General features: G+C 49.0%; 11 protein-coding genes. 1 reads left to right on the top strand and 10 read right to left on the bottom strand.

Annotation, left to right across the window (positions count from 1 at the left end):
• Positions 1-64: 64 nt before the first annotated feature.
• From ACU37H_RS06050 to ACU37H_RS06035, 4 genes are all read right to left on the bottom strand, one after another.
• Positions 65-1,735 carry a pyruvate dehydrogenase complex dihydrolipoamide acetyltransferase gene (locus ACU37H_RS06050; protein ID WP_472705621.1) on the bottom strand — a complete coding sequence of 557 codons (1,671 nt, stop codon included), beginning with the start codon at positions 1,733-1,735 and terminating at the stop codon, positions 65-67.
• A gap of 112 nt (positions 1,736-1,847) precedes the next feature.
• A complete protein-coding gene (gene dnaX / locus ACU37H_RS06045; protein ID WP_472705623.1) occupies positions 1,848-3,644 on the bottom strand; it encodes a DNA polymerase III subunit gamma/tau in 1,797 nt (598 codons plus the stop codon).
• 460 nt (positions 3,645-4,104) lie between these two features.
• Positions 4,105-5,988 (bottom strand): RagB/SusD family nutrient uptake outer membrane protein, encoded by a 1,884-nt coding sequence (locus ACU37H_RS06040; protein ID WP_472705625.1) that lies wholly within the window; start codon positions 5,986-5,988, stop codon positions 4,105-4,107.
• A 33-nt stretch (positions 5,989-6,021) separates the two neighbouring features.
• Positions 6,022-9,231, bottom strand: coding sequence for a SusC/RagA family TonB-linked outer membrane protein (locus ACU37H_RS06035; RefSeq protein ID WP_472705627.1), 3,210 nt, complete (start codon positions 9,229-9,231; stop codon positions 6,022-6,024).
• 203 nt (positions 9,232-9,434) lie between these two features.
• Between ACU37H_RS06035 and ACU37H_RS06030 the strand changes: the two genes are divergently transcribed.
• On the top strand, positions 9,435-9,821 hold the full coding sequence (locus ACU37H_RS06030; protein WP_472705629.1) for a hypothetical protein: 387 nt from the start codon (positions 9,435-9,437) through the stop codon (positions 9,819-9,821).
• An 83-nt stretch (positions 9,822-9,904) separates the two neighbouring features.
• Here ACU37H_RS06030 and ACU37H_RS06025 read toward each other — a convergent pair whose 3' ends face one another.
• From ACU37H_RS06025 to ACU37H_RS06000, 6 genes are all read right to left on the bottom strand, one after another.
• Complete coding sequence (locus ACU37H_RS06025; protein WP_472705631.1) at positions 9,905-10,756, bottom strand: ferritin-like domain-containing protein; 852 nt, start codon at positions 10,754-10,756, stop codon at positions 9,905-9,907.
• 20 nt (positions 10,757-10,776) lie between these two features.
• The gene (locus tag ACU37H_RS06020; protein WP_472705632.1) at positions 10,777-11,508 is read right to left on the bottom strand and encodes a ferritin-like domain-containing protein; all 732 of its coding nucleotides are present in this window, start codon (positions 11,506-11,508) and stop codon (positions 10,777-10,779) included.
• A gap of 332 nt (positions 11,509-11,840) precedes the next feature.
• Entirely contained in the window at positions 11,841-12,653 is an 813-nt protein-coding gene (locus tag ACU37H_RS06015; protein WP_472705634.1) for an anti-sigma factor, read from the bottom strand.
• Positions 12,654-13,196: an RNA polymerase sigma factor gene (locus ACU37H_RS06010; protein WP_472705636.1), complete on the bottom strand. Its 543-nt coding sequence runs from the start codon at positions 13,194-13,196 to the stop codon at positions 12,654-12,656.
• 138 nt (positions 13,197-13,334) lie between these two features.
• Complete coding sequence (locus ACU37H_RS06005; RefSeq protein WP_472705638.1) at positions 13,335-14,531, bottom strand: hypothetical protein; 1,197 nt, start codon at positions 14,529-14,531, stop codon at positions 13,335-13,337.
• A gap of 34 nt (positions 14,532-14,565) precedes the next feature.
• Positions 14,566-16,398, bottom strand: coding sequence for a L,D-transpeptidase family protein (locus tag ACU37H_RS06000; RefSeq protein WP_472705640.1), 1,833 nt, complete (start codon positions 16,396-16,398; stop codon positions 14,566-14,568).
• Between the last annotated feature and the right edge of the window lie 68 nt (positions 16,399-16,466).

The raw sequence follows: 16,466 nt of genomic DNA, 5'->3' as shown, positions 1-16,466 counted from the left end.
AAAGTCGTTTAAAAAGAAACGCCGCATTTCACAAATGCGGCGTTTGATATGAAGCTGAAATAATTTATACCAACATCCGCAATGGCTCTTCCAGCAGGCTCTTCAGCGTCTGAAGGAATGCTGCTCCAACCGCTCCGTCTGCCACGCGGTGATCGCAGGTCAATGTTACTTTCATGATATTGCCAACGGTGATTTGTCCGTCTCTCACTACCGGTACCTGGTTGATGGCACCTACCGCGAGAATACAGGAAGCAGGAGGGTTGATGATGGCCGTGAATTCTTCAATGCCAAACATTCCCAGGTTGGAAACCGTGAAGGTGTTGCCTTCCCATTCAGCAGGTGCTAATTTTTTCGCTTTAGCACGTCCTGCGAGTTCTTTCACTTCACCAGCGATCTGGGATAAGGATTTCGTATCGGCAAAACGTACCACGGGTACCAGGAGGCCCTGATCCACGGCCACTGCTACGCCAATATCTACATGATGGTTGATACGGATCGTTTCGCCCTGCCAGCTGCTGTTAATAGCAGGATGCTGCTTCAAGGCAACAGCACAGGCTTTGATCACCAGGTCGTTGAAAGATATTTTGTTCGGAGAAATTTCGTTGAGTTGTGCACGGCTTGCTACCGCTTTGTCCATGTTGATTTCCATGGTCAGGTAGATCTCAGGTGCAGAGAATTTCACTTCTGAAAGGCGGCGGGCAATGGTTTTGCGCATTTGAGACACCGGAACGTCTTCGAAGGAAACCTGGCCGGCTGGTGCTGCCGGAGCCGCAGCAGCGGCTTTCGCAGGCTGCGCAGAAGGCTTGGCTTCAGATGGTTTGTAATTATCAATGTCAGATTTTACAATCCGTCCGCCGTCACCGGAACCTTGTACCGCTTTCAGATCAATGCCTTTTTCAGCTGCCAGTTTTTTGGCAAGAGGTGATGCTTTGATGCGACCATTTTCGCCGGTGCTGCTCACAGAAGTAGTTTCGGGCGCTTCGTCTTTCACCGCAGGCTGTCCTTCCCCTTGCTTTACAGCTGTGTTTTCGCCAGCTTCGACATCGCCGCTGCGGTTGTCTGCGCTCGCAGGAGCTGCGCCGCCTTTTACCGCTGCCACGATCTCATCTACATTCACGCTACCTTCTTCGCCGATGATACACAAGAGGTCGTTTACCTGGATCTTGTCGCCCGCCTTGGCGCCCTGGTACAATAACTTACCATTTTTGTAGCTTTCCAGCTCCATGGTAGCCTTGTCTGTTTCGATCTCAGCTAATAAATCACCTTTTTTAACGTCGTCGCCAATATTTTTAGCCCAGCTTGCGATGACCCCTTCGGTCATGGTGTCGCTTAGCCGGGGCATTAATACCACTTCATCCATTTTTGATACATCAGCGGCAGGAGCGGCGGCTGTTTGGGGCGCTTCTTTTGCGGGCGCTTCAGCGGCTGGCTTCTTTTCTTCTTTCGGAGCTGACTCGCCTCCCGACTTCCCATTCACCAGGCCGGAAATATCTTCTCCTGCGTCGCCCACTATCACCATCAGGTCATCCACCTGCAGTTTTCCACCGGCATCTGCGCCCAGGTATAGAATGGTTCCGTCTTTATAACTTTCCAACTCCATTGTGGCCTTATCTGTTTCAATTTCAGCCAGTAAGTCGCCTTTTTTAACGCTGTCCCCTACTTTTTTATGCCATGCAGCAATCACCCCTTCAGTCATAGTATCGCTCAAACGGGGCATTAAAATTTTATCAGCCATGTATCTAAAATATTTCGCCCGAAATTAGTGAATTATATGTAAAGTTGACGAGTTAAAATGATGGATCACTTAGAATCGATGGACCATGGGCCATGGACCATTGACCATGTGACTATCTTCCCAATTCCAGTTTTAATTTGTCCTTCAGCTGTTGCACCAGCGGATACTTCGCGACCATTTTTTTATATTGATCGACGGCTGTTAACGGCTTTTCAATCTCCTCTTCCTGCACCTGCAGGTTGGGATTGATGACGTTGAAGATCTGTAGCTGGGCATTTTGCAATTCTTCTTTTAAGAATTCTGCCGCCTCGTTTTTGGTGATTTCGACGAACCTGTTTTCGAGCGGATTGGAGGTGTATACATAAAAGGAATTAGCGTCTACAATTTTGACGCTGGCCAGAGAGAAGCTTTGCGCGGCCGGGTTCCTGTTGTCCCTCAATGCCTGCGTGAATTTTTGCCAGGCTTGCATGAGTGCTGTTTCTTCCAGCGGGATATCTTCTTTCTCCGGTGCGATTTGTTTGAACTGCTTTCTCAGTTTTTCCAGGCTGCTGATCTTTTTGGAACCAACAGGCTTTGTTTCGGCAGGCGCCTGCTGTACAGATGGCGCTGGGGCTGCCGCCTGAGACGCCGGTTGCGGCTCGGGTTCAGCATCGCGGGAAATCGTGAGCTTAGCCGCAGCCTCTTGTTGACGAGGTTTGTTTTTGGCGGATGCGGACCTTAACGCTACCGGCTGGATTTGCCGGAAAGCCAGTGCCCCCTTTGACTCAACTAGTTTTTTTTTTGATAAGGATTGTTCGTCCATTGACACCTGCATCGCTTGTTGAAGGTAGCAGAGCTTTATCAGCGTCAGCTCCACATGCAGCCGCTTGTTGCGGGCGGAGCGGTAATTGATCTCCGATTCGTTGAGCACATTCAACGCGCTGATCAAAAGCGGCGCAGGAACCTGGCGGGCAGTAGTGATATATTTTTCTTTGAAGCTTTCTACGGTATCTAATAAAGCAACTACTTTTTCGTCTTTGCTCACCAATAAATTACGGATAAAGGATGCCATGCCGTTCAACACGAGGTCGCCTTCAAAGCCTTTGCGGTTAATATCTTCATACAATAGCATCGCTCCCGAAAGGTCCTGCTGTTGCATGTAGTCCATCAACCGAAAATAATAGTCTTCGTCCAGGATATTCAGGTGCTCCAGCGTGTTGGCGTAACTGATCTCGCCGTTACTGAAGCTGACGATCTTGTCCATAATACTGAGGGCGTCGCGCATGCAGCCTTCGCTTTTCTGAGCGATCAGTTGCAGGGACGCTTTATCCGTTTGAACATGTTCCTTTTTACAAATATCTTCCAGGTGCTCGACGGTATCGTTTGTCGTGATCCTCTTAAAGTCGAAGATCTGGCAGCGACTCAATATCGTAGGCAGGATCTTGTGTTTCTCCGTGGTGGCCAGGATAAAAATGGCGTAGGGGGGTGGCTCTTCCAGCGTTTTCAGAAAGGCGTTGAAAGCAGCCGAACTCAGCATGTGTACCTCATCTATGATATACACTTTATACCGGCCGGCCTGGGGTGCAAACCGCACCTGGTCTACGAGCGTCCGGATATCGTCGACAGAGTTGTTGCTCGCGGCGTCGAGTTCATGGATATTTAACGAACTGCCTTGATTGAATGAAACACAGGAACGACACTCATTACAAGCTTCCCCATCGGCTGTGGGTTGTTCACAGTTGATCGTTTTGGCCAGGATCCGGGCGCAGGTCGTTTTACCGACACCCCGCGGACCGCAAAACAGGAAGGCATGCGCCAGTTGGTTTTGCCTGATGGCATTTTTAAGCGTTGTGGTAATATGTTGCTGACCCACAACGGTATCAAAATTCTGAGGCCTGTACTTACGTGCTGAAACAATAAATTTATCCATGATAACTCCTGTGACAAAAGTAACATAATTGCGAGAGGAATTGTTGCCTTGCCGGAGGATGTGGAAAATTGCTATTCTCTGACTGAAGTCGGAGGAACAAAGTCCGGAAGTCCGAAGTCGGGGGACCGAAGTTCGAAGTCGGAGGAATGAAGTGGGAAAATCTCTATACAGGTGCTAGGAGCCGTCTCGTCAATTTTCAAAGGCTAGTGTGACATATATTTTTCTTCGCTATTCTTCAGAATTCATTGCTGCTAACACCGTCGTGCCGAGCGCAGCCGAGGCATCCCCTGCACTTAAAGGATCTATCTTCGGTGTCTCCGGCCAGCCGGACGGGTTTTGTCGAAATCACCGAATCATGATGGACTGTGGTTTACAAATAAGTAAGCTTCGAAGTTTCTGTCATAAAAAAAAGCTGTTCAAGCGATAACCTTGAACAGCTTTTAAATGTTATGGCCTGATTTTAATAGCCGGGGTTTTGAACGAGCGCCGTATTCTTATTGATCTCGTCGCGCGTGATGGGCGCATAATACATTTTGTTCACCCATTTCCTGTTTTCGTGTGCGACTTCAGTCGTGGGCGTATATATGTAATTATAGATCGTTTCATCATGCCTGTAAGGGCTCGCTAACTGTTTTCCTGCCTTGAAAGTGCCGGTGATATTGATAAAAGTAAGCTTTCTGCCCAGCGTTTCGGGAGCGATCATCCAGCGTCTGGCATCGTGATAGCGCTGTTCCTCGTAGCTCATTTCAATTCTTTTTTCGTTCCGGTACCTGTTTTTCAATGCGGCTCCTGTCTCGGTAGCAGGTATAGCCGGCATTCCTGAGCGGAAGCGGATCCGGTTCAGCCAGGTTCTGGCAGGCCCTTCTTCGCCCAGTTCCAGGGAAGCTTCTATAAAGTTAAATACCACTTCCGTATATCTTATAAAGGGCCAGGGAATCAACTGTTTGGTATTGGCTTCGGCGATTTTGGGGTCAGGGTCAATGAACTTTCTCATATAATAGCCGGTGCGGCTGCCGTTCCAGTCTTCGATCGAACTGCTTCGTGTGTCCAGCCCGTTGAAGGTGATCTTAGAGCCGCCCTGGATCAGATCGTATTTGCCGGTCTGTATCTGGTTGGCCGGATCCACATTGCCCGACACCAGGTTCCGCGGCTTCCAGTCTGCGCCGTCATAAAGCACAGTGGCATAAAATCTCGGGTCCCGGTTCTGATAAGGCGCTGCCTTGTGGGTCGCGTTTTCCCAGCTAAACCGGGTGCCGTCGCTCATTTCGAAGTCGTCCACGAAAATGCCGATAGGCGTGTTGCCTGCCCAATTGTGATAACCATTTGGCCCGTTATACAAACCTATGCTCACGCCTGCGCCCGTATTGACATTTAAATTGTAATACCGGCCCCATATAATTTCTTCACCAGCATTGGCATCTATTCCCAGGGCTTTACTATAACCACCCATGGCAATCGACATGTAGTTGAGCCGGCCTTGTTCGGCTGAGACGGGCGCCGCAAGATCGAGTTGATAACCTTCACCAAGATCGAGTGCAGCCTGTGCGGCTTGCTTTGCTTTTTGCCATCTTTCTGCGCGGCTGCCGCCGGCATAACCAAACAGTTCAGGATTAGGATGGCTTCCCAGTTCCGGGAATTTGGCAGTGGCGACCGGCAGGTAATGCAGGTCGCTGGCCGCGTATAATAAAACCCGCGATTTCAGTGCAAGCGCCGCCAGCACCGTTGTACGGCCTTCGGCCATGTCTTTCTCATGCAACAACCACGAGGCGGAGTCGCAATCTGCTACGATGAAGTTGACACATTCCTCGTAAGTGTTACGGGGTGCGCTGTAATCTTCATCCAGTCCGTATGTCTTCGTGATCAGTGGCACGCCTCCATAATATCTTAATAATTGCTGGTAGAAAAAGGCTCGTAAAAAATGCGCTTCGCCTTTCAGCCGGTTGGCCAGTGCTGTATCAATTTGAAGAGCGGCCAGCTTTTCGAGGGTAAGGTTGGTGGCCCTGATCCCGTTGTACATATTCTGCCATTCATAACCGACCGGCACAAAGCCTACATTGCTGGGACTGGCGCTGCCTTCGTTCACGGTATTAATATTACGGCCGGTGTGCGTGAACACCGCTTCATCGCTGAAGCTGGCCAGCATTTCTTCTGTAAAACCGCCCACGCCCAGGTATTGGTTATAAATACCGGTTACAAAAGCTTCGGCCAGTGGTCCGTCCTGCCAGGTCGTTTCTGCGGGCACCTGATCGGTGGGATTGATATCTAAGAAATCTTTCTGACAGCCCCAGGTTCCCAGGAGCGCCAGTAATAACAATGCTTGTGGTAACAATATTCTGATGTTCATCTTTTTTCTTTTTGACAGTGATCAAAAGGGTGATTAGAAGGTCACGGTAGCTCCGATGTTGAGGATGCGCGATTGAGGATAGTATTGACCATTGGTGCTGGTCGCTTCCGGATCCCAGAGGCGCATTTTGTCCCAGGTGAAAATGTTCTGCCCGTTAGCAAACACCCTGATATTGCTGATCACTTCTCTGATCGATTTGGGCATGCTGACTGAGTATCCTAATTCCACATTTTTCAGACGCAGGTAATTGCTGCTGCGCAGGAAATAGGTGTTCCTTCCGGCTTTGGCAAAATCGGTGTAATACTGGTTGTTTCTGCTCGTAATGCGCGGATCAACGCTGCTCTCGTTATCGACGGTCCATCGGTTATCAAATGAGTATTGAAGATAGTTCCCGATATCACCGGATTCGGTTCCGAAAAAGAGCATTCCGCCTGCGGCGCCCTGGAACATAAAGCTGAAATCAAGATTGCGGTAACTCAGGCTTCCGTTGAAACCGCCTGTGAATACAGGGTCCCGCGTTTTGTCGAGCGCAACCATATCGTCCGCTGTTATCTTTCCGTCCTGGTTGTAGTCTTTTAACTTCATGTCGCCGGGACGAAGGTTATTGGTAAGTGCAGAATAATCGATCGTATTCGCGTCAATGTCTGCCTGGTTGCGAAACACGCCATCATATTGATAGGCAACAATGGTGAACCCGCTGGTGCCATAGGGTTTGCCGGTCGAACGTTGCCATTCGGGCACGCCGGCAGGTTCGCTTGAATAAAGCACTTTGTTCTTGGCATACCCGCCATTGATGCCGAGGCTATAAGTGACTTCGCCTACATTGTCACTCCAGGAGATCTTGAACTCACCGCCCCGGTTGGACATTTTACCTTTGTTGGTGGGCGGCAGTTTGTTGGCGATCCCGCTGCTTTGCGGTACCAGGCCGGTTTCTGCAATCAGCGCCCTGCTTCGTACATTGTAGAAATAATCAAGTTCTACCGACAACCGGTTGTTCAGAAATGCTGCATCCAGACCCACGTTGGTATTGTTACCGATCTCCCAGGTGAAGTTCTGATTGGCTACTCTCGTTTCATAAAGTGCCTGTACTACGGCGTCGCTCAAAACATAAGTGGTGAAAGGGTAGGAGGAGATGAACTGATACTCGGCCAGGTTGCCGCCAAAATAGGGCTCAGCACCCATCTGGCCCCAGGACCCGCGTATTTTCAGGTTGTTGATAAAGCTGATGTTGTCCTTGAAGAATTTTTCTTCGGAGATGCGCCAGCCCGCTGTTACGCCGGGGAAGAAGCCAAATCTTTTGTTGGGAGGGAAGATGTATGATCCATCGTAACGCCACAGGAATTCAAATAAATACTTTTGCTCATAGTTATAGCCGACCCGTCCAAAATAGCTCAGCCTTGCTCTTCTGTAGGCCCCGCCACCATTGTTCTTTTCGAGGTCGCCACCGGCGGATAATACATCGATCGCACTGGAAAGAAAATATCTTCTGAATGCATTGAACCCTTCATAGTCCTCCGTTTCGCGCTGCACACCGGCGAGGAAATTGATGGTATGCGCACCAAAGGTTTTATCATAATTCAATAAACCAGACAGGTTGATATTTAGCGTGTTCTCGGTCCATTGGGTCAACCTCGGATCTGTGAAAGGCGAGCGCAATTCTCTTGTAAGCTTGGGCGTCACACCGTCCGCTTCGTACGATGTTTTATCCCACGAGTATAAATACCAGGGCGTCTCAAATCGTTTTTGATTTTTAAAGTATTTGTCAAGCGCCGCGGTACCGGTAATCTTTAAGCCTTCTACGCCGGGTATCAGGATTTCCAGGCGACCGGTCGTTTGAATATAATCCCGTTTATCGCGATCGTAGCCGGTTTGATTGGTAGTGATCACCACCGGGTTCTGACCGTATTCAATATCCCGGCCCGGCAAACCGTTGGGCCAGATGGCCGGCTCGTTGGGCTTGCCGCGCATCAGCATGCGGAAGATCTCGCCAGCGCCATCGGTCGGAAAAGCCCGGTATTCCTCGCGTCCGGCGATGCCCAACTGAAGGTTCATGTACTTGTTGATCTTGGCATCGAGGTTCAATCTCAGGTCATATTGCTTGTAGCCGGTAGCGGAGTTTTTATAATAGGCGTCCTGGTTTTGGTAGCCTAAGGATCCGAGATATTTTACGTTTTCGGAACCGCCGGATAATTGAACATAGTGGCGCGATTGAGGCGACCAGTTTTTAAAAGTGGCGTCGAACCAATCCGTATTGGGATGCCCCCAGGGATCCGAGCCATCGCGGTATTTCTGCATGTCTTCCGGGAAAAAGCCGGTCGGCGAGTTGATCGCGGCGCCATTATCCGGGTTGGTATAAGTGCCGGTATTGATCAATGCGTCGTAGGCGGCCTTCCATTGATCGGGCGGTACGCTGCTTTCGTAGACCGCAAGTTCATTCCGGAGGATGCCATATTCAACGGCGTCGGTCAATTCGGGAATCACCGTAGGCTGGGCCCAGCCCTGGTTAAAAGTGTAGGACAGCAGCGGCTTGCCGCTTTTTCCTCTTTTAGTGGTGATGAGGATGACACCGTTGGCGGCGCGCGAACCGTAAATGGCGGCGGAGGCGTCTTTGAGGACGGACATACTTTCTATGTCATTGGGATTCAGGCGTTCCATCCCGCCTTCCCGGTCGGGGACACCATCTATTACGATCAGGGCGCCTGAGTTACCGAGCGAATTCGTGCCCCTGATCCGGATGGTGGAGCCATCGTATCCCGGTTCTCCGCTGCCATTCAGCGCGGTGATCCCCGGTAGTCGTCCGGCCAGGGAATTAGTCAGGTTCAGCGTAGGCGTTTTAGCCAGTTCCGATCCTTTTACATCGGCGACCGCACCAGTGAGCGTCACCTTCTTTTGCGTGCCATACCCGACTACAACGACCTCATCCATACTGGATGCGGTTGGTTCTAGCTCGATCATCAGACTGGTCTGCCCATTGACGGGCACTTCTTTGCGGAGATAACTCACGTGAGAGATCTCGAGTACGCTTTCAGGAGAGGTATCCAGGGAAAAATTACCACTACTGTCTGTAACTGTGCTGGTTGTGGCTCCTTTGACATTCACGGTGGCGCCATTTACCGGTTGGCCTTTCGACGTGACCGAGCCTTTGACGGTCTGAGCATGGGAGGCAAAAGATAAAAGCGAGAAAAATAGAATGAGGCAGGCGCACACATGACCGTGCCCCAAGAGACAAGTTTTTACTTTCATAGTACAAGCTGTTTTCGTTTAAAACTGGTTTAGAGATCTCATGTAACAACGGGGTAAGCCACAAACATTTGTCCGAAAATGAAAACGGTTGCATTGCAAAATCATAAAGTTTTGTGAATATTATATTCCGGGCAGATTTTACTCTTGGTACGGGGTTTGCAACTCAGGGGTTGAAAATAATTTAGTAATCAAAATCCCATTCTATGAAATCAATTTTGAAAGTTTTAGGTGTTGCCCTTTTTGCGACGGTTGTGTTCTCTGCTTGTAGTAAAGATGATGATCCCGCAGACAACGACTTTTTTGTTGGAACTTATAACGGACAAGTATCTTACTCCGGAAGCGGTGATGATGTTTCTAATACCAATGGTTCGGTAACGGTGGTTAAAGCAGGTTCCGGCACGAGGTACAGCTTTAAGTTCTCAAACGGTATTCCTGATATCAACAATGTGGAGTTTGAAAAGAAAGGCGATAACGTCCTGGTGAATATAGGCGGTTCCGAAGGTACCAACTACATCAGATTGGATGCTAACAACCTGGATATGCTGTATATCAAAGATGGTAATACCTGGACAGCTGATTGTAGCAGATAATTTTTTATAGTTTATCTTTAAAAGGGAAAGCCTGCGTAAATAACGCAGGCTTTCTTTTTTGCTATTTCAAATTCCGGATGTTGTTACAATTTGTAGCCATCTTTCAGGAACAGATTAGCGATGGTTACGACCTGTGCTTTTGTGAGGAACTCGTCAAAGCTTTCTGCGGCTGCGGCCTGCGTCACGCCTGAAGCAATGTTGGTGATCTGAATACCGGCTTGTGTTGTGTTTTGCTCGCCTGCATATACCGGGTTAGCTGGAGCAACACCTGTATCATTTCCGTTGGCGGCATACGTGATCCATGGTTTAAGACCTACGCCCAGTGCGGCGGCTGTCATCTGGCGTAGATGAGACGCATGGCGTGCCTCTACCGAATGTATCTGAAGTGCTGTAGTTAAAACTGCATTGCCTTTGAGTACCGGCGCTTGTCCTTTGTACGCCCTGACACCTGTGTCCTCAAATGCGGTCGCTACTTTCAGGAAGGTCTGGTAGTTGGTATAAACATCTGCAAAAGTGCCACCGGCTCTGAAGTCGAAATTAGCATAAGCCAGTTCAGGGCGGGCTGCAGATCCTAACGCACCTTTCAACAGGTCCACGTGTGCTTTTTCGTGATCACGGATGGTAGTAATGGCACCTCTTGCCGCGGTAGAAGGGAACGCGAAAGTTACATCTGTACCCAGCAAGGCGTGGTTATAAAAATGGTACTCGAGGTATTCGAGCGTAAGTGCAAAGTTTAGTACATCATTCACTGCTGAGGTAGATGCTTGTCCATAAGCTTTAGAGAACATGGAGCTCAAAGCCAGGGGCAACGCGGCCAGGGAAATTTTCTTGCCCGTGTTGTAAAAGTCTTTCATCACCTTTCTGCGGGGGCTCAGTCTGTCAAATATATCGGCGTCTGTCTTTTCAATTTCGCCCAATAGATTAAGGATATTCATAGTTGTAATGTTTAACGGGTTTAAAGATTGATAACGTTGATTTTTGTTTTGATGTACTTAGCGGCCAGGGGCAACACTTTATCAGGAGTGAGCGCGGCATCTAAACCACCTGCATTGTTAGCGCCCAGCGCCGTAAGATCGTTTAGGTCTGCAAACGAACCGTTGGAGATCTGATCGCGTACCCACGCGGCATGGCGTGCTTCCACAGAAACGATCTGGCCGGCGATTACCAAGTAAGCATCTGTTTTAAGTCTCACACCGGCGCCATTGTAAGCAGCCACACCCAGGTCTTCAAATGTTTTTGCGGCAGCTAATACGCTGGCGGCATCTGAAAAGTTAATGGAAGAGAAGTCTACCTCCAGGCTGCCGATAGCGTTCTCACCCAGTGCCTTTTTGAAGAACTCGCGGTGGGCAATCTCGTGATATTGCACATCTGTGAAGTAGGCTTTCTGTGTAGCAGAGAAGCCGGAAGCAGGGTTGGCTGCTACCTGTGTGTAAAACGCCGCCTCCAGTTGTTCCAGGGCGTAGGCATAGTTCAATACACCGATATCATCTTTAAAATCTAATGTAGCTCCGTCTTTATTATTATTCCCGTTTTTAAATTGATCGTACCAGTCGTTTCTTTCGCAAGAAGATAATAAGGCGACCCCGGCAGTACCCATGCCCAGCGCAGAAAGGAATTTTCTTCTATTGAAACTTTCCTTGCCTGGTGCTTCAGACCGGGTTGTCAGGTTTGAATGTTCTGATTTCATAATGTTTGATTTTTGATTTGGAAATAGGTTTTGGGTACTTAAAGTGGCCCGTTCATAGACATATACGGAACACAACTGTATATGGATTCTTTTCCGTTAAATTTTCTAAAAAACTTTTTAATGGATGTTGCTTTAGCAGTCAAGGTATTAGCAGATATGGAGAAGAGAAAGGTAGGAGGAAATCGATGCTCTGTTAAAAGACCCTACAGTTCCGCAGTTTTTGGGCATAAAAAAAGGGGCCGCCCAAACCTGCAGCCCCAGTACTGATATGTCATTCTCTAACCATGACATGCTATAGATACGAGAGTTGTAATAAAATGGATTTCGGAAAATTAAATTTTTCCCATCACGTATAGCTGTTCGAGATTGGGGGTAGGGCTACCTCCTTCATTTTCCAATGTAATGGCGAACGCCTGGGCATTAGGAATGTTCTTGAGTTTACAAACCGTGTTGCAATCACTCAGCACGCCGGCATCGATGGGCTTTCCATCCAGCAGTGCCCACAATTGATATTGCTTGCCTTTCGGTGCCTGGGGCAGTGCATTAGCGATGAGGTACACATCTTTGTTCGCCTTGTTCCAGTAAACCACAGCCTGGTTATTCTCTTTTCCAGGTACTCCTGCCAGGGGCACCTTGATCATATCCGGACCGGTGATCAGCTGCATGTTCCTGTCGAGCTCGCCGAGCCTGGTCTGGATCGTACTGTTTTGTGCGTATAGCTGGTCGCGCTGCAGCGCGAGTTGTTTGTTTTCATCGGCTACCTCACGGTACTTCGAGTAGGTATAAATATTAAAGCCGGCGCTGATGATCAGTAAAATGACGGACGCTGCAGCCAGGTATTTAATAAAAGGCGTTTTGCCGGCACTGGCAATAGGGTGCACTTTGGGATCCGGCACAGGGGCTTCAGCTTCGTTGGCGGGCCGAAGGTCGAGCTCCTCGAACAGCTTTGACTTGACGTCTGCGGAAACGGGTACGGCGTTGCGCATGGAAGATGCTTCCAGCTCGTTTTCGAAAGCTTCTATGGCTTCCTGGATTTCCGGGTGCGTTGCACGAAGCTGCTCAAGCTCGGCCACTTCCTCCGGATCTGCCAGGCCCAACACATAACTTTCAATTATGCCACTTTGTATGTACTCCCTTATGTCCATCTATTGTTTTATCCTGCTTCTTAATTCTAACAAAGCTTTACGCAACCTGGTTTTGACGGTGCCCAAGGGCACACCGGTTGTTTGAGCTATATCATTTTGACTAAATCCGTCGAAATAACACATCTCCACTACCGTCTTATATTCATCGCGAAGACCATTCACAAACTTGCGAAGACCTATAGCGTCTACGTTGAGCGCATTATCCGCTGCAATTTCATTGTTCCTGTCGGTCAGTTCCACATTAAGTCTCGAATTTTTCCAATCCTTACTTCTTAACGTATCAATGGCTGTATTGCGCACGATCGAAGACATCCAGGTGAATAAACGGCCTTTTATACTGTCAAAAGTACTTGCCTGGTTCCAGATCTTCACGAAACTGTCCTGCAACACGCTGTCCGCCAGCTGCTCGTCCTGGATAAAACCACGCACCACGCTATTGAGCGCAGGGGCATAGTTATCGTACAAGTAGCTAAAAGCACTGGCATCACGTTGCTTTATTAAGGCAACCAACTCTTGTTCGGTATATTTTTGTATGGCTTTCAATAGAGAAAATTCACATCAGTTCCTGATATACGAAAACTATACCAACCTGGTTTTTATTCATATATGTTTTTTGATCCTGATCAATCCAATCGTTAATGATCCGTGGGGTCTTAATCGGCCTGAGCAGGAAGATTACTGCTAAGATAAGACGGGATGAGGTTTAAATGGCTTTTCGCGGTCAAATAAATAACGGTAGGTGGTCAGCATCCTGCTTTTATGCGTGCCCAGCGACTCGGCCACATTGATCATTTTAGGATTGAACGCCCCGATCCACTGCATCTCATAGTTTTCGTAAATAGGCGTTCCAAGGCGGTATTGTCCGTCAGTGATCGTTAAGTTCTGGATGAGCCGGCAGCCTTCGATGATCATGTACGCGTCCACACCCTTTCCCTGGAATTCAGGAACGATGCCGAAAACGAGGCCGACAAATTTGTTGCAGGGTTTAGTTCTCTTCAACCAAAGGAACCTTAGTTTATTGAACAGGCCGAACTGACCGTTGAGGTATTTGAACCATTGATTGAGATCGGGCAGATTGAGCCAGATGCCGATCGGTTCTTCTTTATGATAAATGATCCAGTTGATGCGCTCGTCCATCACGGCTTTCATCGATTGGAACATCTTGATCACGGTTCTTTCATCCAGTTGCTTCAGGCCGCCATGGCCCGCCCAGGCTTTATTATAGACGGTCGTAAAGTCTTTGGCATATTTGCCCAGGTTATTCTTTTTGATATTGTCTGATGAATAATCGGGGTTTTTTGCCAGCGCAGCATGCCTTTCATAAAACTTCTCCTGGATGCGGCTACCCACGTTCAGGCCAAAACAGATCTGGTCAAAAAAAGGACGGAAGCCGTAGTTTTCCAGCAGCTCTTTATAATAGGAAGGGTTGTAATTCATCCGGTAGAGCGGTGGTTCAAAACCTTCCACCAGCAGCCCCCACCAGGTATCGCGTTCTCCAAAGTTGATCGGCCCGTCCATTGCCGTCATGCCTCTTTGCTGAAGCCAGTCCTTAGCCGCGTCGAGCAGCAGGTTGGCTGCCTGCTGATCGTGGATGCAATCAAAAAAACCGATGCCGCCGACAGGCCCGTCATCTCCTTTGGTCCTGTATTTTTTATTAACGAAAGCGGCGATACGGCCGATCAGTTGCCCGCGGTCGTCCTTGAGGATCCAGCGGATCACTTCGCCCGATCTGAACGTTTTGTTTTTGGCGGGATCAAAAACCTGGTGGACGTCTTTATCCAGCGGGCGGATATAATTCGGATCATTTTTATTGATGATCACATTGACCAAAATAAAATCTTTAGCCAGCGACGGACTGGTCACTTCAATCAGGTTCATGTTACAAATGTAAGTAAGCTTGTAGTGCGCTGTCTTAGTTTTCTTCTTCCCGGCGGCCCGTGCTGCTATCCTTGCGGGAAGGCCGCGCGGGTACGGCGGTCGTTGCTTGCGCGATCGAATCTTTCCGGCGTTGCTTCGCAATTGAGTCTTTTCGAAACTGCTCTTTTATTTTGGCGCGCTCTTTCGCTTTCTGAATGCTGTCTTTGATCGCTTTCTGCCGGCTGTAACTGGTGCCGACGCTGTTGAGGAACATTTTCTTTGCGATGATGGCGTCGTGACCATAGATATCTTCCCTGAAGTTCAATACACTGCTGTCATTCACCCAGGAAGTAAAATAGGTGATCAATACCGGCACCGGGCGCTTTACGCGCACATACTTTTCTTTGTAGGTGTGCATGAGGCTGTCGACCTTCCTGGCGCTGTACCTCACCGTGTCATCGAGCAGGTAGGCCGCCAGTTTAGCGGGTTCCTTCAGGCGGATACAGCCATGGCTGAAACTTCTTTTGTCGCGATTGAACAGGCTTTTGGCCGGCGAATCGTGAAAATAAATATTATAGCTATTGGGAAACAGAAACTTTACCAGGCCCAGCGAGTTCCACGGGCCGGGTTTCTGGCGCACGCGACCTTTCACGATCTCCATATGGTTCCTGGCCAGGTAGGCCGCGCTGGGTTTGCCGTGCATTTCGTTTTTCACGATACTGGCCGGCACATTCCAGTAGGGACTGAATACAATATTGCTCAACCGGCCGGTAAATACCGTCGTGTTGTTGCCTTCTTTCCCTACCACCACGTCCATGTCCCAGGCCGGCCGGCCATATTCGTACACATGCAGGCGAAACTCGGGGATATTGACCATGATCGAGCGGCCGCTGTCGTTGGTATTTCCCGGCAGCCAGCGCATGCGCTCCATGTTGATCAGTATTTGTTGAATGCGCTCATCCACCGGAACATTAACATCTTTCAGAAATGTGCTGCCAGCGGTACCGTCAGGTTTGTATCCGTAGGTTTTTTTCAGGGCATTCACGGCATCCGCCAGCTCCCCGTCGAAAGTGTCGGTAAAAGTACTGTCAGCGCCTGAAAGAAAGCCTTCGGCTTTTAACCGCTTTTTGAGGGTTTTGACAGCCGCATCCCGGTAACCCTGCCTCATCACGTCCACTTTGCTGTGAACGACCGGCCAGCCACCGTTTTCCTTGATCTGTTTGTACTTGAGCAGTTGATCCCTGAGTTTCAGGTATTGCGGATTGTGGGGCGCATACTCATCCGCATACTGCCCGCTTCTGGACAGCACGGAGTCGAGCGTCGCTTCGAGCGTCAATTTCTTTTTTGGAACGTACCATTCCAGCGACTTGATGCTGAAGTTAGGGTTAGAACCGTAGGCATGTGCCGCGTAGGTGTAAAAGCCCTTGGTTAGCAGGATTTCCAGGTTCTGATAAAGCGAATCGTTTTTGGGCCTGATGGAAGAGACCCGGATCAGGGTTTCCATTTTCTCGTTTAGCCAGGGGTGATAGACCGATGAATCTTTGGAATAATTCAGGTAATTTTTTAAGAGGTTCCAGAAAGAAATGGTATGCTCCGGCAGGCCTTCTTTTGAGAACCAGGCGTATTGATAGTTCCGGCTGTTGTAAAAGCTTTTGATGCGGTTGATCAGCGTATCGTCCAGCTGGTTTTTGGCCAAAATGAACCGGACGGTGAAGCTGTCGATGAACAACGAATTGAAAGCGTTGCTGGTATCGATCGTAATGTCGACCTTGGTGACCGCTTTTTCTTCCTGCCGGGCGGACTCATCGGCGTCCTGGTCAAAAAACTGACAGGAGGTGATCAATAAGAGAACTAAAGCAGTGTAAAGGATCGGTCTGCTGCGATTCATAGAGGCTAAATAAATTTGCCCGCAAAAATAGTCTTAATTACATACAAATAAAACAAGACAGGGGAGCG

The organism is Niabella sp. ZPM-14 (assembly GCF_055693045.2).
This window is presented reverse-complemented; position numbering and strand designations above follow the sequence as displayed.